This is a genomic window from Halomonas sp. V046 (assembly GCF_052645355.1).
Genome location: NZ_JBQXYF010000005.1, coordinates 25,167 through 44,786, shown reverse-complemented (window position 1 = coordinate 44,786; position 19,620 = coordinate 25,167). Strand labels below are relative to the sequence as shown.

Annotated in this window: 21 protein-coding genes, 1 tRNA gene and 2 pseudogenes; 7 read left to right on the top strand and 17 right to left on the bottom strand. The window is 61.7% G+C overall.

Features of this window, described 5'->3' with window-relative positions; genetic code table 11:
• Positions 1–5: 5 nt before the first annotated feature.
• From ACUN9Y_RS07885 to ACUN9Y_RS07875, 3 genes are all read right to left on the bottom strand, one after another.
• The gene (locus ACUN9Y_RS07885; protein ID WP_445460146.1) at positions 6–1,025 is read right to left on the bottom strand and encodes a FecCD family ABC transporter permease; all 1,020 of its coding nucleotides are present in this window, start codon (positions 1,023–1,025) and stop codon (positions 6–8) included.
• Positions 1,019–2,125 carry an ABC transporter substrate-binding protein gene (locus ACUN9Y_RS07880; protein ID WP_445460145.1) on the bottom strand — a complete coding sequence of 369 codons (1,107 nt, stop codon included), beginning with the start codon at positions 2,123–2,125 and terminating at the stop codon, positions 1,019–1,021. The genes ACUN9Y_RS07885 and ACUN9Y_RS07880 overlap by 7 nt, the downstream gene beginning before the upstream one ends.
• Positions 2,126–2,685: 560 nt before the next feature.
• Positions 2,686–4,908, bottom strand: a complete 2,223-nt coding sequence (locus ACUN9Y_RS07875; RefSeq protein WP_445460144.1) for a TonB-dependent siderophore receptor — start codon at positions 4,906–4,908, stop codon at positions 2,686–2,688.
• A 464-nt stretch (positions 4,909–5,372) separates the two neighbouring features.
• Here ACUN9Y_RS07875 and ACUN9Y_RS07870 point away from each other — a divergent pair, with 464 nt between their 5' ends.
• Together ACUN9Y_RS07870 and ACUN9Y_RS07865 are read left to right on the top strand one after the other, a co-directional pair.
• Positions 5,373–6,410: a hypothetical protein gene (locus ACUN9Y_RS07870; protein ID WP_445460143.1), complete on the top strand. Its 1,038-nt coding sequence runs from the start codon at positions 5,373–5,375 to the stop codon at positions 6,408–6,410.
• 147 nt (positions 6,411–6,557) lie between these two features.
• Positions 6,558–6,634 (top strand) — tRNA-Ile (locus ACUN9Y_RS07865).
• A 38-nt stretch (positions 6,635–6,672) separates the two neighbouring features.
• Here ACUN9Y_RS07865 and ACUN9Y_RS07860 read toward each other — a convergent pair.
• The 14 genes and pseudogenes from ACUN9Y_RS07860 to ACUN9Y_RS07795 form a co-directional block, all read right to left on the bottom strand.
• Positions 6,673–7,671 carry a tyrosine-type recombinase/integrase gene (locus tag ACUN9Y_RS07860; RefSeq protein WP_445460142.1) on the bottom strand — a complete coding sequence of 333 codons (999 nt, stop codon included), beginning with the start codon at positions 7,669–7,671 and terminating at the stop codon, positions 6,673–6,675.
• Between the two features lie 44 nt (positions 7,672–7,715).
• Positions 7,716–7,853, bottom strand: a pseudogene (locus ACUN9Y_RS07855) (helix-turn-helix domain-containing protein); the annotation flags it as partial.
• A 2-nt stretch (positions 7,854–7,855) separates the two neighbouring features.
• Positions 7,856–8,368: a hypothetical protein gene (locus ACUN9Y_RS07850; RefSeq protein WP_445460141.1), complete on the bottom strand. Its 513-nt coding sequence runs from the start codon at positions 8,366–8,368 to the stop codon at positions 7,856–7,858.
• The gene (locus ACUN9Y_RS07845; RefSeq protein WP_445460140.1) at positions 8,361–8,573 is read right to left on the bottom strand and encodes a hypothetical protein; all 213 of its coding nucleotides are present in this window, start codon (positions 8,571–8,573) and stop codon (positions 8,361–8,363) included. The genes ACUN9Y_RS07850 and ACUN9Y_RS07845 overlap by 8 nt, the downstream gene beginning before the upstream one ends.
• Positions 8,574–8,667: 94 nt before the next feature.
• Positions 8,668–9,099, bottom strand: coding sequence for a hypothetical protein (locus tag ACUN9Y_RS07840; RefSeq protein ID WP_445460139.1), 432 nt, complete (start codon positions 9,097–9,099; stop codon positions 8,668–8,670).
• A 2-nt stretch (positions 9,100–9,101) separates the two neighbouring features.
• On the bottom strand, positions 9,102–10,052 hold the full coding sequence (locus ACUN9Y_RS07835; RefSeq protein ID WP_445460138.1) for a recombination-associated protein RdgC: 951 nt from the start codon (positions 10,050–10,052) through the stop codon (positions 9,102–9,104).
• Between the two features lie 28 nt (positions 10,053–10,080).
• Positions 10,081–10,392, bottom strand: coding sequence for a hypothetical protein (locus ACUN9Y_RS07830; RefSeq protein WP_445460137.1), 312 nt, complete (start codon positions 10,390–10,392; stop codon positions 10,081–10,083).
• A 44-nt stretch (positions 10,393–10,436) separates the two neighbouring features.
• Positions 10,437–10,769 carry a hypothetical protein gene (locus ACUN9Y_RS07825; RefSeq protein WP_445460136.1) on the bottom strand — a complete coding sequence of 111 codons (333 nt, stop codon included), beginning with the start codon at positions 10,767–10,769 and terminating at the stop codon, positions 10,437–10,439.
• Positions 10,766–11,074, bottom strand: a complete 309-nt coding sequence (locus ACUN9Y_RS07820) for a hypothetical protein (RefSeq protein WP_445460135.1) — start codon at positions 11,072–11,074, stop codon at positions 10,766–10,768. The genes ACUN9Y_RS07825 and ACUN9Y_RS07820 overlap by 4 nt, the downstream gene beginning before the upstream one ends.
• Positions 11,071–11,463 carry a response regulator transcription factor gene (locus tag ACUN9Y_RS07815; protein WP_445460134.1) on the bottom strand — a complete coding sequence of 131 codons (393 nt, stop codon included), beginning with the start codon at positions 11,461–11,463 and terminating at the stop codon, positions 11,071–11,073. Before ACUN9Y_RS07815 ends, ACUN9Y_RS07820 begins: the two co-directional genes overlap by 4 nt.
• 141 nt (positions 11,464–11,604) lie before the next feature.
• On the bottom strand, positions 11,605–13,152 hold the full coding sequence (locus ACUN9Y_RS07810) for a DUF4041 domain-containing protein (RefSeq protein WP_445460133.1): 1,548 nt from the start codon (positions 13,150–13,152) through the stop codon (positions 11,605–11,607).
• Positions 13,153–13,281: 129 nt separating this feature from the next.
• Positions 13,282–13,962, bottom strand: a complete 681-nt coding sequence (locus ACUN9Y_RS07805; RefSeq protein WP_445460132.1) for a hypothetical protein — start codon at positions 13,960–13,962, stop codon at positions 13,282–13,284.
• A 122-nt stretch (positions 13,963–14,084) separates the two neighbouring features.
• Positions 14,085–14,819: a helix-turn-helix domain-containing protein gene (locus tag ACUN9Y_RS07800; protein WP_445460131.1), complete on the bottom strand. Its 735-nt coding sequence runs from the start codon at positions 14,817–14,819 to the stop codon at positions 14,085–14,087.
• Between the two features lie 446 nt (positions 14,820–15,265).
• Positions 15,266–15,766 (bottom strand): hypothetical protein, encoded by a 501-nt coding sequence (locus tag ACUN9Y_RS07795; protein ID WP_445460130.1) that lies wholly within the window; start codon positions 15,764–15,766, stop codon positions 15,266–15,268.
• 251 nt (positions 15,767–16,017) lie between these two features.
• Between ACUN9Y_RS07795 and ACUN9Y_RS07790 the strand changes: the two are divergent.
• The 5 genes and pseudogenes from ACUN9Y_RS07790 to ACUN9Y_RS07770 form a co-directional block, all read left to right on the top strand.
• Positions 16,018–16,797, top strand: a pseudogene (locus ACUN9Y_RS07790) (helix-turn-helix domain-containing protein); the annotation flags it as partial.
• A 43-nt stretch (positions 16,798–16,840) separates the two neighbouring features.
• Positions 16,841–17,620 (top strand): replication protein P, encoded by a 780-nt coding sequence (locus ACUN9Y_RS07785; protein WP_445460129.1) that lies wholly within the window; start codon positions 16,841–16,843, stop codon positions 17,618–17,620.
• 3 nt (positions 17,621–17,623) lie between these two features.
• A complete protein-coding gene (locus ACUN9Y_RS07780) occupies positions 17,624–18,415 on the top strand; it encodes a BRO-N domain-containing protein (protein WP_445460128.1) in 792 nt (263 codons plus the stop codon).
• Complete coding sequence (locus ACUN9Y_RS07775; protein WP_445460127.1) at positions 18,412–19,269, top strand: DUF6378 domain-containing protein; 858 nt, start codon at positions 18,412–18,414, stop codon at positions 19,267–19,269. The genes ACUN9Y_RS07780 and ACUN9Y_RS07775 overlap by 4 nt, the downstream gene beginning before the upstream one ends.
• Entirely contained in the window at positions 19,266–19,556 is a 291-nt protein-coding gene (locus tag ACUN9Y_RS07770; protein ID WP_445460126.1) for a hypothetical protein, read from the top strand. Before ACUN9Y_RS07775 ends, ACUN9Y_RS07770 begins: the two co-directional genes overlap by 4 nt.
• The last annotated feature ends 64 nt before the right edge of the window (positions 19,557–19,620 follow it).

The window sequence follows — 19,620 nt, the reverse complement described above, 5'->3', positions numbered from 1 at the left end:
GGCGGTCATGCGCGCCCCTTGCTGTGATGGCCGGCCTCGCGCCTGGCGATGTAGATGAAAAATGGCGTGCCGATCAGCGCGGTCATGACCCCGACGGGCACGTCCTGGGGCGGCATCAGAAAGCGCGCCGCCACGTCGGCAGTCAGCAGCAGGCACGCACCGAGCAGGGCACAGCCGGGCAGCATCCAGCGATGATCGAGCCCGAACAGGCCGCGCGCCATGTGCGGCACGATCAGGCCGACGAAACCGATCATGCCGGCGATCGCCACCGAGCTTCCTGCCAGCAGAATGACCGCGAGCCCGAGCAGCGCCTTGATCGTGGTCACGTTGATGCCGAGGCCCTTGACCATGTCCTCACCGAGCAGCAGCGCATTGGCATGACGGGCCAGGACCGCGCATAGCACGATGGCGACCAAGAAGAGCGGCAACAGCGGCGTCACCAGGGCAAGATCGCGCCCGGCAACGGAACCCGCCAGCCAGAACAGCACGCTCTCGAAGCCCTCCTGGTCGACGATCAAGAGGCCCTGGCTGAACGACACGAACAGCGCCGTGACCGCCACCCCCGCCAACACCACGCGCAGGGGGGAGACTTCGCCGTGCCTGCCACGGCTAAGCAGGATCACCAGCACCGCGGCGACGAAGGCGCCCAGCAGCGCCGGCCAGACGTATTCGGCCGGCGAGGTAAGCGGCAGCAGCGAGACCGCCACGACCACGAAGAACATGGCGCCGGCGTTGATGCCGAGAATGCCCGGGGAGGCCAGCGGGTTGCGGGTCATGGTCTGCATCAGAGCTCCCGCGATGGCAAGGCTAGCGCCGACCAGGGCGGCCACGACGGCGCGCGGCAGGCGCTCGGTGAGCAGGATGATGTGAGTCACCTGGCTCGGGTCATAGTGCAGCAGGGCGCTGGACAGGGTGGCAGGAGACATCGGCGTGGTGCCAAGGGCAATGCTGGTCACAAAGGCCAGCAGGGTAAGGCCAAGTCCCAGGATCAGGCCGACAGACTTTGCGCGTCGCGTTGTCAGCATGTGACGTCTCTCCCGCGGGGACTGTCGGCGCGAGTGCAGCTACTAGCAGTGTCGGCGGGCACCGTCGTCGGTACGGCGGCTCCCGCCGGGACCTTTAGCACCTCGTGCGCTGCCGGTACAAGCGGGGCCAAGTCGTAGTGGGCATAGAGGTCATCAAGCATGGCGTTGGCCGCCATGATGCCGCCGCCCATGATCCAGTTCACCGCATCGACCTGGTAGACCCTGCCCCGCTCGACGGCATCGAGCCGCTGCCACAACGGGTGTGAGGACCAGTGCTGATAGTTGGCGACGATGGCAGGGTCGTCCGGGTCCAGCAGCACGAAGATCACATCGGCATTCATCACCGGAATGTTCTCCTCGCTGGTGAGCTTGATCCCCCAGCCGTCATCATCGACGGCATCCGGCTGCGCAAAGCCGATTTCGGTCAGAATCGAGCCGGCGAAGCCGGTGTTGTAGATGCGCACGTGATCGCTCTTGAAACGCACCACCGCGGCCTTCTGCGGCCATTCATCCTTGAGCGATGAGCCGAGTGATGAGGCGAGCTTGGTGCGCAGGTCGGCGATGCGCAGGTCCCAGGCATCGAGCAGGTCCCGGGCGCGTCGCTCGCGTCCCGTGGCCTCGGCCAGCAGCGCAAGCGTCGCCTTGAAGTCGAAGACGTTGTCGCTGACCAGCGTCGGCGCGATCTGCTCCAGCAACGGTCGCACCCGCTGGTGGCGAAAGCGCGTGGCCACGATCAGATCCGGGTCCAGCCAGGCGATCTTTTCCAGGTTGGGCTGGGTCTCCAGGCCGACGTGTTCGACACCGCCAAGGGCGTCGCGCAGATAGCGATACATCGGTCGCTCGAGCCAGGAATCGACCACACCAACGGGCTCGATGCCGAGCGCCACGGCGCTGTCGGTGGCCCCCTGGTAAAGGGTGACGACGCGCTGGGGGGGCGCGCCTATCCGGGTATCGCCGAAGGCATGCTCGATAACGGCGTCGCTATCTGCCTGAGCGAGGGGGCCGACGAGCGCCAGGGTGGCGATGACGAGGGCCGCGAGCCGGCGAGCATAAAACATCGCGTTGGCGTCGAGACGCGGTCGGGAAAACAGTGGGGTCATGGGCGTCGTGGTGAGCAGTGGTAAGGGGCTGGGCGCCGACTCACGACCCGGTCGCCAGCGGCGTGGAGAGCGTCGCCGATCTCGCTGCAGGGGGGCGTCGCCGGTGCATGATCCAGACCGCGATAGCGACGCCACCGCCGGGTGACAGGCCGGGCAAGCCCGGTGAATCGATCGAGAGTCCTTGCACAGAGCGGCGCCGTCGTTACCCAGGCAAGCGCAGCAGCCGTCAGGCTTTCGGGGCGAAATCTTGACAGGTTGTAAAGCTGAATACAACGCATTATCAAATGAGCATTGGATGGCCCGGCGCGAGGGAGCGCACCGTCTGCACGCTAATCACGAGGTGCTCGCTGGGCGTTTGCTAGGCGCTCGTTAGGCTCTTGTAAAGTGCCCGCGAGGCGCTCTGTCAAGGGCTCTTGGAGCGCCCCTTAAGGCGTCGTGAGCCCTGCTCGGTGAGGCTTGTACGCACAAGCCCCACCAAGGCCGGCGGCAGTGGTGGGGCAGGAAGGTCCTCAACCGCGAAGAGCCTCGGTCTTGCCTTGGGTCAGTTGATGGGGCTCCTGTCAGAAGTCCATCGCCCAGGCCAGGGTGTAGGTGCGGCCACGGCCCTGATAGTCGTACAGATACTCCGGGCCGTAGTAGGGCGAGTAGAACATTGCGGCGCGCTGGCCCCAGACTGTGGAGTATTCCTCGTCCAGCAGGTTGTCGATGCCAAGGCTCAGGGTGCCGACGTCGATGTCCTGCGACAGGGCCAGGTCGAAGGTAGTGTAGCCATCGATCTGACGATCGTTGTCGTCTTCCAGGTTGTGGGCATGGCTCGCCTGGAGGCGGGCACTTCGGCCATTGTCGAAGTCGCTGTAGCCGACGAAGGCGGTGGCCGACGACAGCGATGCGTAGCGAGCGTCGCGCTTGGCCCAGTCACCGTCCTCGTCTTCCTGCTCGGAGCGCACCACGTGCAGGGTCGCACCGACGTCGATCCCGTTGTCGAAGTAGCGGGTCACCGCCGCCTCGAGGCCATAGTCGCGCTTCTTCTCATCCACCACGCTGACGCTCAGATCCTCGGCATTCTCCACCGCCTTGTCCGACCAGGCGTAGTAGAGCGCGGCCTGGGTCATCCAGTTGGCGCCGTTGTAGCGCCAGCCGAGCTCGACCTGGTCGGTCTCGATGGCGTCCAGCGGATTGTTGGCGACGCTGATGTCCGGGCTCTTGCCGTAGTACTTGGCCGGGTCCGGCAACTCGAAGCCCTGGCTGAACTGCAGCCAGTTCTGGTGCCCATTGCCCCAGTCGTAGAGGGCACTGGCGTTGACCAGCGTGGCGTCGTAGTCGTTTTCACCGCCGGGCACATTCTGAAAGTCCTCGACTTCCACGTCCATGTGCTGCTCGCGGATACCGGCGGCCAGCGTCAGGCCATCGGTCAGGCGCCAGTCGGCCTGGGCGAAGGCGGCGTAGCCATCGACCTCGTAGCTTGGATAGCGTGGGCCGACACGGCTCTGCTGCTGGACCAGTCCGCCAGTGGCGTTGCTGGTGGGAATGTCGAAATACATCTGGTCGGCATCGAAAGTCTCGCGATCGACGTCCAGGCCATAGGTCAGCGAGACACGCTCGCCGAGTTCGGCATCGAACAGCGCCTTGATGCCGCTCAGGTCGGTGTCCTGCTTGGAGGCGCGGAACTCGACGCCACGAGCGGTGGCGTAGGGAAAAGCGTGAAAGCTCGCCTCCTCTTCGCGGTGATAGGCCTGCAGATAGAAGTTCTGGCCGAGCAGGTTGGCGTGGTGGTACTGCAGGTTGACCATGGTGCGGTCGGTCTCGGGCTCACGATCCGACGAATAGCCGTCGCGGATCTCGGCATCGTTGAGATTCGGCGCCGAGGCATCGAGGTTGGGGAAGTAGACGTCGCGGTCTCCCTCGAAGCCGGAGCGATACAGCTGCGCGCCAAGCGTCAGTGTCTGCTCGGTGGTCAGGGCGATATCGAGGCTGCCCATGATGTCGATGCTGCGGTTGTCCTGCAGGTCGGTCTGGGCGATGTCGGGGAAGATCTCGTCGCCGCGGCCATCGTACTGGCGACCATTGTCTTCATAGGCCACCGCCAGGCGCCCCTGAACCCGCTCGGTCCCGCCGCTGACGGCCTGGGCCAGGCGGTAGTCGACGTCATCGGAATCGTTGAAGCCGGTGGTGATGCCCGCCTGGGTCGAGAAGTGTCGGCCCGGGCCATCGCCCTTCTTGGTGATGATATTGATGATGCCGCCGGTGGCGCCGCCGCCGTACAGGCTGCTGGCGCCGGACAGCACCTCGACGCGCTCGACGTTGAACGGATCGATGGCATCGAACTGGCGCGACAGGCCGCGGGAGCTGTTCAGCGAGACGCCGTCGATCAGCACCTGGGCACTGCGCCCGCGCATGTTCTGGCCGTAGTTGGTGCGGCCCTGGGGCGCCAGGTCCAGCCCCGGCACCAAGCGCCCGAGAGCGGTCTTGAGATCCGCCCCGGTGTTGATCTGGGTCTGCAGCTGTTCACCATCGACCACCCACACCGCCCCTGGGATCTCGCTGATGGCCTTGGGCGTACGTGAGCCTACCACCACCATGGTGTCCTGTGCCTGCGAGCCGATCTCGGGTCGGCTAGCGGCCGGTCCGGCGGGCGGCGTTGCACGCGGTTCGCCGGATCTCGACGTGGTAGAGGACGTCGCCGCCGCGGGTGAATCGGTTTCCGGGGTCGTCGTCTGTGCCTGGGCCAGGCCAGGGGCCGAAGCGGCCAGCAGCAGCAGGCCAGCGGTGGTGCTTGTCTTCATGGTTCGCCTTGAACATCGATCGTAGGAGGGGTCATTTTTTTTCTTCGCCACCGTGCAAGACCTGAGCGTCGTGCCGAGAAACGCCGACGCATACTCACCGGAAAGGGCGAATCAGCACAGGTTGGTGGAAGGTCAGTCTAGCGAATAGTGAAATCAATAAGAAGTATTCGTATTAAAATTAAGATATAGGCCGATAAGGTCAGCGATGCGAGAGGGTAGCTAGGCCTGCGGGCAGGCCGATAGCTTAGGGAGAGAGCGTAAGGAGAGAACGTAAGGAGAGAACGTAAGGAGAGAGCGTTGCGAGAGGCGGGGGGTCCTCCGATGTGAGGCAGCGCCGGAAGGGTTGGCGTCCTGGCGCATCGCCGCGTCGAAAGGGTGGCTGTGCAAATAGGGTGCAGCGACTCGTCGATATCGGTCCTGGGGTGTAGGGTTGAATCAACACACTTAACGCGCAGGAGTCCGCCATGGCGAGCGTCCGTATCCTCACGCAGGGCACCATCCACTGCTTCCCTCCGGGGCTCAAGGACGACGACGGCAAGACCGTCAACGCTGAGATCTCCGCCGTGGCCTATGACGGCGAACGCCTGCTGATGGCCAGCGACAAGCCGATTCCCGGCGCCGACCGCTCGGCGGTATTCGCCCTGCCGCTGGACGCCAACGGCCCCGACGATACCCGCCTTCAGTACCTGACCACGAGCCGTATCAAGGACGCGGTGAAGTATGAAGACTTCGCCCTGACCACCGATGGCCGGCACATGATCGCCACCACCGGCTTCGATCGTATCGACGATCAGACCCACGAACTGAATGCCTACAACCACTTGCTGATCTGGCCTCTGGGCGAACCCGAGAAGGTGCAGGTGGTGGACCCCGACCCCCGCGATGGCGTCGAAGGTTCGCTGGAATTCCGGCGCAAGATGGACGCCGCCGTCGGCAAGCCCTATTACAAGATCGAAGGCCTGGCGGCAGTCCCCAGCAGCAAGGGCGACGGTCTGCTGTTGTTCGGCATCCGCGAACAGGGCCAGGCCCACGACGACTTCGAGTACGTTCGCCGCGTCATCGGCGCCCACTTCATCATCAACGACGCCGACAACCTCGAATTCGTCGACCAACTCCACGATGTGTTCAGCTTCGACCCCGGCGAGCATGGGGGCGTGAAGCACGAGTGTGGCCTGTCGAGCCTGGAGTACGACCCGTACCACGCCAGAATCTACCTGCTGACGAGCTTCGAGACAGAGCACGATGGCAAGGAAACCATCGGTGGCTACCTGTGGGTCATGTCCCTCGAGGACTTCCACGAAGGCCGTACCCCGACCCTGGTGACGCAGGAGAACGGCGACGTCCTGGAGTTTGAACACAAGGCCGAAGGCCTCGCGGTGCTCGACCGCGAGCGACTGTTCGTCGCCTACGACAACGACCGCAACTTCGAGCTCGGCAGCGTCGACGAGCGCGACGAACGCCGTGCCTGCGAAGCGCCGTACACCATCCTCGGCCTGGTGTAATAGCGCGACCGGATCACTGGCAGCATGGGGCAGCGAGGCCCAGCGACGTGGCCTCAGCGCGCGCAGGCCTGATCCAGCGCATCTGGAAAAAAACAAGCCGCTGGCCTCCGCCAGCGGCTTTGGTTATCATGTCGCCCGCATTGATAAGGGCCTATAGCTCAGTTGGTTAGAGCAGGGGACTCATAATCCCTTGGTCGCTGGTTCGAGTCCAGCTGGGCCCACCATTCAAATCAGTGGTTTAGGGTGTTATGAGCCGCTGTCTTCAATGCTTGGTTGCGGTTTGGTTGCTGATCTTTGGTAACCGCGCTATCACTGAATCCCACCTCGCCGGGTCCGCATGTGCGTAGCGGCTGGTGACTGTCAGTGACGAGTGGCCGAGAAGATCCCGGATGCTCGTCAGTGCTTCTCCCTTGCTGGCCAACAGCGAAGCGTAGCAGTGCCGAAGATCGTGGAAGCGAATGTCCGGCCTACCGATCGCTTCCCTTGCACGCTCAAAAGCTCCGCGGACTCGTTCCGCTGTTGTATCGAACGGCAGGTTGGTCACCAGAGCCAATCCCTCGTCAGTCAGTGGTACTACTCGCGGCTTTCCGCTTTTCGTCTGTTCCGGCTTCAAGACGATCCGCCCGTTGTAGACGTTGCTCTTGGCCAGTCCAAGCAGTTCGCCTCGACGCATGCCAGTGAGCATGGCCAGTAATATCACACGGCGTTCCTCCTGGTAGCGGGTTGGAACTGCCTCGAGCAATTCGGCCAGTTCAACTTCGCTCAGATATACATGCCGTTCGTTTCTGGGAGACGGCTTGCGCAGCTTCCCGTCCAGCGGCATGTCGATCCAGTCCCATTCGCGGTAGGATAACGAGAGCACCCGTTTGACAACCTGAGTCCGGTTGTTGATCGTCGATTGCGCCAGGCCCTGTTCCCGCAGGGCCTTTTGCATCTTGCGAGCAGCATCCAGAAGTTCCTGGCCAATTGCCACGCCGGGTGCGTGTTCATCCATCCAGCCTGCTACGCAGAGAATGTGGTGCTTTTGAGAGCGAACATCGTATTCGCTGACCATCCTCTGCAGTCCTTCCGCGAATGTACGGTGAGGCTTTCGCCCCATGACTCCATTGAACTGATCTTCCTGCTGTTGAGCTTCAGCCCTCAGTGCGTACTGCCTTGCTTCTCCCTCTGTGCGAAAAGTTCGCTGAGTGCGGCGACCGTTGATCGTTTCGCGGACGACCCACGTGCCGCGATCCTCCCGTTTGGAGACCGAGAATCCCATTGACGTTCCTCGTTGAGTTGAGGACCGCGCCTGCACCGGGCAGCGTATCCTTCAACTGCATCCTTATCAAAGCGAACCGCGCTGCCGAGTTGCACAAAGCCAATTCTGTGCTTGTTCGCGTAGACCCAGCTCAGGCTCATCGCCAGCTCTTTGGCGACTTCTTCTGGTGTGAGCAGTCCCATCGTCAGTCCCCCGTGTATCTGCGGCCACCTGGGCCACGTCCAGGCCCTGACCGCCATTCTTGTTCATCCTGCATCCAGTCAGTGCCAGCGGCGTCACGGTACTTGCCGATCGCTTGCTGGATTTCTGGTACAGCAGTGAGACGGTGCAAGCGCTGAAGCTCCGTTTGCTGGCGCCTGATAATGCCGTTGGCGATGTCCGCTAGTTCCCATCGGTCGGTGGGCGTCTCACCGTCGGCCTTGACCTTGCCCAGTCCGAAGCAGGCACCGCATGGCTTGTTGGTATTGCCCTTGATCTGGTCAGTTCCCGAGCCCAGACAGAGCGGGCAATCGTCGTTGGCGATAGAGCGCCAGTTGTTACGCCAGTCGTCGGCGGTGGTCAGGCTCTGAAGACCTTTGTCGAGATCGCGGTACATGATCAGCGTGTGTCCTTCCAGCGTGCCACCGCCGGCATGTTCACCCATCAGGGTGTAGCGGCCACCGTGCTCTTGGTGCGTATGAGAGGGGCGGTCAGTCACGTTCACTCCCAAGTGCTTTTTCGAGTTTCTCGACCATCACCAGTCCCAGGCTGGCGGGCAGGTTGTCACTGGCCCACACCCGTGCCGCCCTGGCGTCCTCACGCAGCCGCCATAGCTGCCGCTCCAGCACCCGTTCCCGCTCGCTCTTTCCATCGGAGTCCAGCTCGCCCTCTGGTATCCGTGATTGTTCGACAGACCTGCTCATGGCCGTCTCTCCTGTACTCGCATGGATCGGCGAAATTCCCGGGCGACCAGGCTGTAAGCCGCCAAGATCACCAGACCTAGAATGCTGGCCGCTATCACGCTACGGCCTCCTGCTGGCGCTTGGCCCGCTGGCGGGCCCAGTAGAGTCGCGATGCCGCGGCACGCTTCTTGGCAGCATTACGCTTGGCCTCCCGGTGAATTTCAGGCATCCGTTTCAAGCGCTTCAGCACGGACTCACGGCACACGGTCTTTCCCATGGCGGCCAGGCGCTGGACCACCTGGGGCACAGCCATACCTTCCACCTCGACGCAGTCGGTGATGATCCTGTCTATCTCTGGCCAGTCTTTTCTGGCGTGGGGGAGGGGACGGCTGGTATCAGTCACTTCCAGGTAGTTGCAGGCGCTTCTTGCCTGATCTCGTGTCTTCCCCATGCGTTGCCCGATTTCCCGGTAGGTGAACCCAGCGTTGTAGAGCTTCTCGGCTAGGTCATATTCTTCCCGAGCCCACTTGCTCCAGTTGCGTGCCATGATTAAGCCGTCCTCAGCAGGTCATCGACATGGCTGGCGCCGTATTGCCGGGCCTCACCTCCCATCCAGTCGACGATGCGGCCGACGCTCTCGCCCAGGGCCTGGGCCATCAGCAGGAAGTCGGTCTCGTGTCGAACGACAGCGTCATCGCCGTCTTCGGTCTGACTTGCTTCATCGATGAGAGCGTCATCGAAACGGATCGACTTGATGGCCAAGTCATCGTGAAGCACGAAGGTCACCCGCCCCTTGATGCCGATGGCGAGCTTGCTGGCCTGGCGGCCACTCTCGAGCAGGTGCTGCATGTCGTCGCTGTCCAGATCCACCTGACGGCCGCGCACAATTCCGTCATCGCCTTTTGCCTTGAGTTCGACTTGATCGCCAATCTGCATGTCAGCCGGCCGACTGGCTGGATCGCTCAGCCAGGTGGTCATGGCGCGAATCGGAAGACTCTGAGTGGCCAGTGGCGTTACCTTGAGGTTGCCCAGCGACTCGCGTAGCAGGTCCAGCGCTTCTTCTGCGCGCTTGCGGCTCGAGGTGGCTACACCAATGAGGTTGCGACCAATGTCCCACCAGACATCGACTCGCTGCGTCCGGACGAAAGCCCGCGGCAAGAGCTCTTCGTAGACCTGCTCCTTGATTGCTTGTTTTTCCTGACGACGCAGCTTGCGCGCCTCGGACGTCTCAATTGCCTCGACGCGCTCTTCAACCTCCTCACGCACGACAGAGGCGGGAAGGATCCTCTCTTGTCGCAGCACGCTCAGCAGGCGATGACCTTGGAGCTCGTTCATCAGAATGCTGCTGCCACGACCTGCCGGCGGCACCCAGCCGACTCGACGGGCCTCGCTGCCACCCAAGGGGCGAGACGCCTGCTCGCTCAGGGCTCGTTCTACCAGCGCCCCTTCGATGTTCTCCATGTCATGAAGCCGGTATGAGTGAAGGTTTCGAATCCACATGTCCGCTGTCCTTTCTTTGAGGGGGGAATCAGTTGGTGGCGAGCTGGCGCGGGCTAGCTTCGGCCAAACCTGCAGACCGGATACCAGCGCACTGCTGATCGGCGATGCCCTGGTAGTCGGGATGCCCGGTGCGATCGACGGCGGGAATCCCGCGCGCGGTCTCGGCGCGCCAGATGCTGACTTCGCTGCAATACTGGCCGTGGACAGCGCGTTCCAGCGCTACGTCCTGTTGCTGAACCACGCTGTAGGCGAGCACCAATAAGGCCGCGGCAGGCAGGGCCATGAAGGTCATCACGACCTGCTTTGCGGCGCGGTGGTTGTCACAGTGGGTGGTGTTCATGTCTGTCACTCAGTGGCGGCTGGTGGAGATGTCCGGATCAGACTTCAGTTGCTGGATGGCTGGTCCAGGTAGTGCCGAAGTGTTCGGGTGATCCTGTAGAGGTCCTCAAGGGCGGTGCTGTGCTGTTGCTGTTCACTGCTGGCCCTGGGGAGCGCGGCGGCCATGTTCCGGAAGATTCCCCAGGGCAGCTGGCTGGCGCCTTCCATGGGTTGAGCGGCACTGACCAGTAGGGTGTGGCCATCAATGGTGAGCGTGGTGCCGACGCGGTACCGGCCCTGCAGGTTGATCGCGTACGCCAGCTCCTGGACCTCCATGAGCCGGTTGACCAGCTGCCCACTGACGCCCGATGTGCTGAACACCGTGTACGGAGAGTTCATGCCGATTCCTCTAGGTAGAGGCAGATGTTGCCGTTGTCGTGCAGGCAGCCGAGCATTCCCGCCAGCCAGGCGATGGCGTCTTGCTGGGTCCGGTGTAGCTCACAGGCTAAGATCGTGACCAGCTCACCGGACATCGGGGAAAACCAGGCGGGCCGGTAGCCAGCCTGGGCGCTGCCGGTAATGGCTTCCCGGGCGATCAGTTGGGTGTCAGGGTCTGACACACCATGGCGCTGGGCATGGGTCCGCCAGGCTGCTGCAAGTTGCCGTACGGGATACTCGAAGGTGGTGGCATCGTGCTGGATCATGCGAAGAGGCTCCCCAGGTCACGGCGCGCCACCCTGCTGGTGGACGTAATTTGCTGGCGCGTTCGCATGGGCTGGCGCACTCGGGCCGTCGAGTGGTTGAGGTCGGCGACTAGCAGTGCGATGACCAAGGGCGCGATCCAGCCCCGGCGCATTCCTTTGACGATGGCGTCAGCGGTGCGGGAGGCGTGGAGGCGGTAGTAAAGCGCTTCGGCGGTGCTCTTGACCGTGGCGGGGCTGATGCCACGGTGCCGAGCAATCTCTTTTTGCGTCATGCCACTGGCCAGGCCGGCCAGCACCATCACTTGCTTGGCTGTCGGCAGGTCGGAGCCGCGCTTGCCCACGCGGCAGCGGAAGCCTGCGAACTCGATATGCTGTGGTGTCTGCTCCATGTGATGCCCCTCATGCGATGCAAGTCGATGAGAGAACAATACGAAAACGTATTGATTCAGTCAATGCGTTTTCGTATAAATTTTCAGCAGGCACAAAAAAACCCGCCGCTAGGACGGGTCGCAATGATGGAATGATCTGAGTTAAGAAACGGCTTCAACGGCTTGCCTCTGCGCCATGGCTTGGGATTCCCGATATTCCCAGGCTTCGGCTGCCATGGTCCAGTGAACCTCGTGCCCCTCTTCTTCGATAGCCTCGCGTACCTCGACCAGCGGCACGTTGAAAAACTCCTTGCGGGCGTTGATGCGGTTGACCTGGTGCTCGGCAAATTGGCGGTGTAGCTCCCTCTCCAAGGCCGGTGCGTCCTCCGCATAGATCATGGCATGCACGTCGAAAGAGAAAGGCACGCTGGCGTCACCGAGCTCCTTGACGCGATCGAGTGGCTCGAGGCGTCGGGTCATACCGATCTTGAACACGTTCTCACCGAAGGAACCGATGTTCGAAATGATATAGACGTGGCCGCTCTTGGTCTGCTGGGCCATGGAGAGCGCTCGCTGACCACGTGACTCGGCCTCCTCTAGCTGTTGTTCGAGCTCGGCCAGGCGTACCTGGTACTGCGCGCGCTCTTCTTCGCTGGCGCTTTCAACTTGTTTGCGGGCTTCCTCCATGGCCTTGGCCAGCATGCGTTCTTCCTTTTCGGCCTGCTTAATGGCCTTCTCCATGTCGCGCTGGGCCTTTTCTTCCTCGCGGATCTGCTCGCGGATTGCTCGCTGCTCTTCCTGCTCCTGCTTGCGAAGTTCCATCGCGGCAACCGCCCATTTCAGTTCTTCCAGCCGGGCTTGCAAGTAAAGGTCGGTTATACGTGCGTTCTTGAATGGCTTGCCGTTGTGATCAACTAGACTTTTTGCGTCTAGAATTGCCTGTCGCAGCTTGCCGTAATTGTCGTGCTTCACTTTGGAGAGAAGAGAGTCGACTTTTCCGTTGAAAGCGTCGACAGCGAAGTGGATAGCGTAGGTGCGTCGAATGACTTCTTTATAGTCGCAGTCGCCGGCGCGACCATTCTTTGCCATATCTCGACAGTGCTTTCGCGCTTGCTTGAGCTTCTCACCTGCTTCCTTGTGGGAGAAGTCTTCTGCAAGGTCATCCAGTAGGCTGGCATTGGGCACAATGTAATCGTCGTGGTAGCCCTCGATGACGTTGCGCATGGCCTTGGCCGTCTTCTCGTACAGCTTGGCGTCCTCCACTGCCTTCAGTGCGTTTCCTGCGGTCGCTTCGGCTTGACGGCGTGCATCGGCGACGATCCTCGCGGCATCAGAATCGGCCTTCGTGAGGATGGCGGCGGCCTGGTCGCTGGCTTCTTGGCGCTTGGCTTTGCCTTCCCTGATATATTCACGCTTGTTCTGCTCGCCTTCGGATGCAAGCGTTTCAGCGAGCTGATTGGCTCTCTGCTCGACTTCCTCAGCCTTTTGTCTTGTCTTGCGCGCCTCGACCTCGGCTTGCGAGACCAGAAATTTGGCTTTCTCGCTGGCATCGTGTACTTCTTCGTACTGCCATAAATGCGCGACGGACTGACGAATCTGTTCAGTCTCACGGGCTAGGCGTTTGGCCTTGCGCTGGAGGGCTAGGGCGGTCAGCCAGCCTGACAGTATCAGCGCCAGAGTAATGAGGAGGACGATAGCTCCCTCGGACATGTTCTTCTCCCTTGGTTTCCTGCGTGTGAAACAAAGGTAAGTTTGGCATAGGTCGTTGCCGAGGTTCTGTAGGAGATATCTTACAAAAAACCCGCCACAAGGGCGGGTTGGATAGGGTAGGAAAAAGGGTTAGGCGCGAGCTATGCCGGCATCTATTGCTTTTTGAACCTCGTTTTGTTTGCGAATGTGGCTAGTGTCGAGGTTGACGAATTGACCAAGAAGGCGCTGTCCAAATGGGATGGCCAATAGTTCACCGCGAGCTTCTTCGCTATCTCCCAGCATGGCCAAGGTGGCGTCATTGTGAGACTGCATTTCGACAATTGATAGTTCTGGGGGTTCGTCCATTTCGATGGCGGTTCTCTCCAAGTAGAGCTCTTGACTCATTCCCTCGGCTTGAAAGCGACTTTGGAAGGCTATCCAGCGCTTGCGCAGTTCCAGGTGCTGTGCTTCCTTGGTAGCGGTGCCCACTACTAGGTCCACCGCAGAGAAGAAAGCCACGATGGCGGCCATGATACTGGCAACGAAAGAGCTATCGGCGAGCAGGAATGACATGGCTGAAGATGAGCCCAGAAACACCCCGACGAAGCCTGTGGCCTTGTGCCACTGGGAGAACAGGGCCGCACGCCGGGTGTGGTAGCGAATGTTGCGCAGCAGGTAGTGCTTGAAAGCGAAGGCTTCATCTTCGTCTTCGTCATTGTCCCTACTGGCCAGGCTTAACAGTTCCTGGTCGTCGTTTGGGGGCGGGGCGGCTTTCGGCGATGTTGGTATCGCTTCGCTCTCCTCGCCAGTCATTTTTGTTGAATCCGTCATACACCGGTTGCCTCTCGTTCCCGCGATCTAAAGGGGGTTTGCTCGGTTTGCGGTCTTTGCGATCGATCATGTCATTTGCTCCTATTGTAGTCGGTGGCTAAGGCCCAGAGAACATCCCAGTCTTACAGCCGCGTTTTGGCCTCAACGGCGACGCCAAGAATCCGGCAGTTGCCGTTGATGGGGATCAGTGGGTAGGCCGGATTGAGGGCCTTGAGAAAGCGCTGCCCACCGTCCTCGATCAGCTTCTTGAAGGTTGCCTCGTTGTTGTCTGAGAGGAGGGCAGCCACCAGCTTGCCAGGTACGGCGTCGATGCCCGAATCGAAAAGCACCAGGGTGCCCTCGGGGATGCTGGGGGTGCTACCTGGTGGGGCCGTCATCGAGTCCCCCTTCACTTCGAGCCAGAAAGCCTTCCCCTGGGCGCGGTAGTCGGAAGCTTCCTCATGCGGCTCGGCGCCGGGTTCGTAGGGTGTGACGCACTCGGTCCAGGCGCCAGCCTGTACACGGCTGATGACTGGATACCGGTGATAGCGGATGGGGTGTGGGGCAGTTTGAACGTTGCTATGCCCCCTGACCGTGTCACCGACTTGGCCAGCCGCCTCAAGCGCATCCCCGGGCTTCGGGCTTGAATCGTAAGCCTGGCCAACGGCCGACCCGTAGGTCAGCTGAACAATCGAGATACCGAGGGCGTTAGCGAGCTTTTCTAGGTTGCCAGTCCGAGGAGACTTACTCTCGCCCGTGATGATCCTGTGGATGGTCGGCTGAGGGACGCCCGACTGTCGCGCCAACTCGTTCTCACTCCATCCTCTACCGGCGAGCGCTTGTGCGAGCCGATCAGCGACGGTTTTTCCTTCTGGCATCTCATTGCCTATCGGGTTGAGGGGGGAGGACTACCTGGGCGCTGTGCCCAATATTCCATTATTCGAATTCGTATTGTTGCGGAAACGAGCTTGCCGACGCCAATACGTTTATGTATCCTTTCTTTCAATACGTTTTTGTATTGGATGGACACATGCACCAGTTCACTGCGAGCGACATGGTTCGCGACCTCGTCAGTACAGGGCTCACTCAGCAGCAGATTGCCGAGAGAGCTCAGGTATCCCAGGCAACTATCGCTCGAGTCCACAGCGGTGCGGATACGCGGTACGAGACAGGAAAGCGAATTGCGGAGCTCCATCGCCATGTCTGCCCTAGCCGATATCGCACCTCCAAGCCTACCACCCATTCGTCGGCGTCAACGACCGCTTGAGCGGGGTGGAAATTCATACAGGTAATGAGAGGGGGTAAGATGGGTATCAAATGGGTATTACGCGATGGCCTTGACGAGCTTTTCCCAGCGGCTGAGAGGCAGAGTGAAGTCTCCACGACCACGCTCAATGACGGAGTCATTGTAAGCGGGACGTCGAAGGCTCTCGATATGGGGTGTATCCAACATGGTGATCTTGCTTACCCGCCCGTCGAGAGAGTCCAGCCCGATAGCGTCGGATTTTCGCAAAGCTTTCTGAAATTGTTTTTTAGAATCAAAGCACTGGATGGATTTTTTTCCAGGGGAAACAACGAAATCCAACACTGTGCTAGCGGAGACTACCAAACCGCTAATACCAGTCACCAAAGGCGACGATGTCAGGAAGCCGATGAATGCTGCGCTGCCACCAAACAAACTGAGGAAGCTGAACAAGCCAGCCATGCGCTGATAGAAACGTTGCTGGAGAGCCATGTATCGAATCCAGTACATGACGTCGCCCTTGGCTTCGTACAGCGATCGTTCATCTGTTCGCACCAGGATATCGCTCGTCGAAGCATTCATGGCAAATTCCTAATGCTCCCGGGTTTGTGCAGATTCTGGGGGGCCTGGAGTCCTTGTTGGTGGGGAATCGCTTGGCTGTGGAATAGGCTTTCTCGGGTTGGGTTCGCGAACGTTTCGCAAGGAGGTGCATCTCTTCAGCATGTGTCTGTTCATCAGGCCTCTCCTAGAAGTGGTGGGAACTCTCACCTTGTAACTCGAAGTTTAGTCTGCGTCGTGATCGATTACCTGATCGAATTTTCCTGGGGGGCTGTATGAGCCTCGCTGCCATGCATTGGGCCAGGCAGTCCATGAAGACCCTGCCGGCCAACATCAAGACGCCGTCACGCTTGGCTCTCATGCTGCTGGCGGACTATGCGGACGAAAACCACGTCTGCTGGCCGTCGATTGCCAACATGGCGGCTGAGATGGGCTGTTCCACACGCAGCGTTCAGCGAGCGATCGACGTGCTCGAGCAGCGGGGGCTCTTGGCCGTCGAACAACGCCTTGCCGCGAACGGTCGTCAGCAATCCAATCGGTATCGCCTGGCGGTCGGGGGAGGGTGCCAATCTGTCACCCCTACTACTTCTTCCAATTCGGGGGAGGGTGACAACCTGACACCCCCCGAGGGTGACAAATTGGCAGAGGGGGGTGACACCGGTGTCAGGGGGAGGGTGACACCCGTGTCACCCCTTGAATCTACCACTAAGACTCTACCCCCTTACCCCTCTGGTGCGCGCAAACCCGATTCTTCAGCCACGCCAGCCCCGAATGCTGGCGCCGGCGAATGGACCGGAAACGTCTGCGACCTGGACGACGATGGCCGGCCGCTGGAACAGGCGCCGGAATCTCGCCAACGCCCGATGACCTACGACTGGCAACCCGATGCCGAACAGCTGGCCGTGGCCTGCCTGCGTCGTGGTCTGCCGTCCACGCTCCAGCCGGACGCCGCGACCCTGGCCGACTTCACCGCCCACTTCGCCGAGAAGCCCTTTGAGCGCCGGACCCAGCAAGGCTGGCACGAGCGGTTGGCCAAGTGGCTCGCCGAGAACCGTCACCGTCAACCGCACATCACTGCCGCTCAGGGAGGACCTCACCATGCACAGCGCCCAGCAGCTCGCCACGGACTCGATCGCCAAGCTGAACGCGAGGCAGTCCGTGAACAACTCGCCAACCCGAATGACACCAGCTGGGCAGACGGCTGGTGGCCGGAAGACACCGCCGAGAGACCAGACTCTGGCGTTGGTGAATCAGGTATTCACCCGGTTGGAGGCGATTTTTCCGAGGACGTGGGCGAGCGCCTTCCCGAGTGCAGATCTGCTGAATCTGGCGCGCCGAGAGCTGGCGCTGGAAATGGCGAGATGGCCAGTGCTGCCGGGGTGCCAGGTGGTCGAGCGAGCGATGAGCGATCTGAAGGGGCAGGGGAGTACCTGGCCGCCGACGATCCCGGTGCTAGTGAACCTGCTGGCGCCAACGCCGGAGGACTTCGGTATGCCGGCGACTGGTGAGGCGTGGCGCGAAGTGCTGGCCCACGCCCATGCACCGAGCACTCATCGCTGGACGCACGCCGCCGTGCGCATGGCCGGGCAGATGACTGGTTGGTGGGACCTGACCCACACCACCGCAGCCAGCGCTTGGCCCAAGTTGGAGAAGCGCTTCGCCAAGCACTACGCAGCCTTGGTCAACCGAGTGATGGCCGGTGAGGACCTGACGCCGTGTCAGTTGCTCGAGCACGACGGTAGTCGGACATGCGCAGAGCTCGCCGAGCGCAAGGGGCGGGAGCACGCCCAGCAACTCGCCGCAGACGCAGGTTTGCCCTACCGCATGAATGGTGACCAGGGGCTTCGGTCGCTGCGTGCCGCACTGAAAGGAGTTTGATGCATGAGCAACGTGATTCCGTTCGAGTTCGACCAGCAGCCGGTTCGCGTCATCCATGGCGATGACGGCGAAACGCTGTTCCTGGCCCACGATGTGGCAAGGGCGCTCGGCTACGCCAAGCCCCGCAACGCCGTAGCGCGCCACTGCAAGGGAGCCCTGAAACGGGGCGCCCTTACCGATGGCGGCGAGCAGACCATGACCGTCATTCGTGAGCCGGACGTCTATCGCCTGATCGTGAAGAGTCAGTTACCCAGTGCCGAGCGCTTCGAGGCCTGGGTGTTCGAGGAGGTACTACCGGCGATCCGCCAGACCGGCGCCTATCAGGTGGCCGCGCCAACATCGGCGCCCAAGGATGAGCGGCTGACCGACATCGCCCGCGCCTCTGCCATTGCTGGTGCGCTGGATGCCGCGGCTCGTGCCTTTGGCTTTGACGACAACATGCGGCTGCTGTCGGTCAACCAGGCGGTGCAGAAGCGAACAGGCGTCAACCTGCTTGGTGAGCTGGGCGCCACGCACCTGGTGAGCCCGATCAACGAGCGCTACCTGACCCCCACAGAGTTGGGACTGCCGTTCGACATGAGCGCCAAGGCGGTGAACCTGCTGCTGCGGGATCTCGGCTACCAGCGCCAGCAGGTGGATGGCCGTGGCCGAAAGTACTGGGTCATGACCGAGGCAGGTAGGCAGGCCGGTGGCCGGATGATGGATACCGGCAAGCGTCATGGAGACGGCACGCCTGTGCAGCAGCTTAAGTGGCCGGAGAGTGTGGGCCATGCCCTTCAGGAGGAAGCGGCATGAAGATGACCGCCACAGATGAGAAGGCACTGGACGCCCTGGTCAGCCAACATGCCGAAAGCCGCGCCCCCGTGCAGACGATGATCGTACAGGCGGCTTGCAACGCGAGAGCTTCCACCGACCGGGATCGGGTGAGGGCGGCGTTGAGTCGATTGAAGGGTGCCAGCTACGTGGTTCGTACTACTGGTGACCGCTGGGTGCCCACCCAGAGCGGTATCGCACGGGCGACGGGCATCGAGGTGGTGGCGGATGAGGCAAGCGCCGAAGGGCAGCAGGTGGCTGAACAGGTTGCCGCGGTATCCGCTGATGCCCAGGACTCGGACGGTCCACAGGGCGACAGCACCGATTCCTCGGAGGTGGTAACCATCAGCGCTGTCTGCGCGGATCGTGGGTTCGTGAAGGTTGATGTGCCCGCCAGTACGCGTGGCATCCGGCTGAGTGATGAATGTCGAGCTGGGGCTGTTGGCACTCCACCAGCCTCTGAACCAACACCCCATGAGTCTGAACGCCCGCTGGCGGTCAATGGGATCCAGAGCGGGGGGCGAGCATCGAACGATGCCCATGGCGAGTCGAGCGAGGCCGTCACCGCACAGAGCATTCTGTCCCGTGCTGGCGCTCACATGCGTGATCGAGCCGCCACCTACGACAAGCCCCAGGGCGAGCGCTCCATAGGCGCCACCGTAGGCGCCTTCGAAGCAATCACCGGGCTGTCCCTGACCGAAGAGCAGGGCTGGTTGTTCATGGCGCTGCTGAAGGCCGTGCGAAGCCAACAAGGCGGCTATCGCGCCGACAGTTACGAGGATGGTGCCGCCTACTTTGCACTGGCGGGTGAGGCCGCTGGGAGGGATCGCCAATGACGGACCAGGTGAAGGGCGGCCTTCAGTCACGGCGAGCGGCCATGCTGTGCCAAAACCCACGTTTTGGTCTGTACCTGGATCAGCGCCGGCGACTGCGTTACCGGCTGTTGCTAGCCGACCTGCCGGACGGTACTCACAGCGAGCAGGACGCCATCGACTTCATCCGTGAGAGCTGCGGCGTGGCCAGCCGCGCCGAGATCGACCATGACGCCACGGCCAGCGTGATGCTGGAACGAATCATCACCGATTACCAGCGCTGGGAGCGCCAGCAGAGGGTAGCGCGATGACGGTCGCGAGCAAGCCCACGGGGGCCGGCCGAACGGGCAGCGGTGGTCGGAAAGCTCGACGGCC

Excerpts from the sequence above, each read along its gene's own strand:
- ACUN9Y_RS07885 (WP_445460146.1), bottom strand. The coding sequence starts at position 1,025 with ATGCTGACAACGCGACGCGCAAAGTCTGTCGGCCTGATCCTGGGACTT.
- ACUN9Y_RS07880 (WP_445460145.1), bottom strand. The coding sequence starts at position 2,125 with ATGACCCCACTGTTTTCCCGACCGCGTCTCGACGCCAACGCGATGTTT.
- ACUN9Y_RS07875 (WP_445460144.1), bottom strand. The coding sequence starts at position 4,908 with ATGAAGACAAGCACCACCGCTGGCCTGCTGCTGCTGGCCGCTTCGGCC.
- ACUN9Y_RS07870 (WP_445460143.1), top strand. The coding sequence starts at position 5,373 with ATGGCGAGCGTCCGTATCCTCACGCAGGGCACCATCCACTGCTTCCCT.
- ACUN9Y_RS07860 (WP_445460142.1), bottom strand. The coding sequence starts at position 7,671 with ATGGGATTCTCGGTCTCCAAACGGGAGGATCGCGGCACGTGGGTCGTC.
- ACUN9Y_RS07845 (WP_445460140.1), bottom strand. The coding sequence starts at position 8,573 with ATGAGCAGGTCTGTCGAACAATCACGGATACCAGAGGGCGAGCTGGAC.
- ACUN9Y_RS07840 (WP_445460139.1), bottom strand. The coding sequence starts at position 9,099 with ATGGCACGCAACTGGAGCAAGTGGGCTCGGGAAGAATATGACCTAGCC.
- ACUN9Y_RS07835 (WP_445460138.1), bottom strand. The coding sequence starts at position 10,052 with ATGTGGATTCGAAACCTTCACTCATACCGGCTTCATGACATGGAGAAC.
- ACUN9Y_RS07830 (WP_445460137.1), bottom strand. The coding sequence starts at position 10,392 with ATGAACACCACCCACTGTGACAACCACCGCGCCGCAAAGCAGGTCGTG.
- ACUN9Y_RS07825 (WP_445460136.1), bottom strand. The coding sequence starts at position 10,769 with ATGAACTCTCCGTACACGGTGTTCAGCACATCGGGCGTCAGTGGGCAG.
- ACUN9Y_RS07820 (WP_445460135.1), bottom strand. The coding sequence starts at position 11,074 with ATGATCCAGCACGATGCCACCACCTTCGAGTATCCCGTACGGCAACTT.
- ACUN9Y_RS07815 (WP_445460134.1), bottom strand. The coding sequence starts at position 11,463 with ATGGAGCAGACACCACAGCATATCGAGTTCGCAGGCTTCCGCTGCCGC.
- ACUN9Y_RS07810 (WP_445460133.1), bottom strand. The coding sequence starts at position 13,152 with ATGTCCGAGGGAGCTATCGTCCTCCTCATTACTCTGGCGCTGATACTG.
- ACUN9Y_RS07805 (WP_445460132.1), bottom strand. The coding sequence starts at position 13,962 with ATGACGGATTCAACAAAAATGACTGGCGAGGAGAGCGAAGCGATACCA.
- ACUN9Y_RS07800 (WP_445460131.1), bottom strand. The coding sequence starts at position 14,819 with ATGCCAGAAGGAAAAACCGTCGCTGATCGGCTCGCACAAGCGCTCGCC.
- ACUN9Y_RS07795 (WP_445460130.1), bottom strand. The coding sequence starts at position 15,766 with ATGAATGCTTCGACGAGCGATATCCTGGTGCGAACAGATGAACGATCG.
- ACUN9Y_RS07785 (WP_445460129.1), top strand. The coding sequence starts at position 16,841 with ATGCACAGCGCCCAGCAGCTCGCCACGGACTCGATCGCCAAGCTGAAC.
- ACUN9Y_RS07780 (WP_445460128.1), top strand. The coding sequence starts at position 17,624 with ATGAGCAACGTGATTCCGTTCGAGTTCGACCAGCAGCCGGTTCGCGTC.
- ACUN9Y_RS07775 (WP_445460127.1), top strand. The coding sequence starts at position 18,412 with ATGAAGATGACCGCCACAGATGAGAAGGCACTGGACGCCCTGGTCAGC.
- ACUN9Y_RS07770 (WP_445460126.1), top strand. The coding sequence starts at position 19,266 with ATGACGGACCAGGTGAAGGGCGGCCTTCAGTCACGGCGAGCGGCCATG.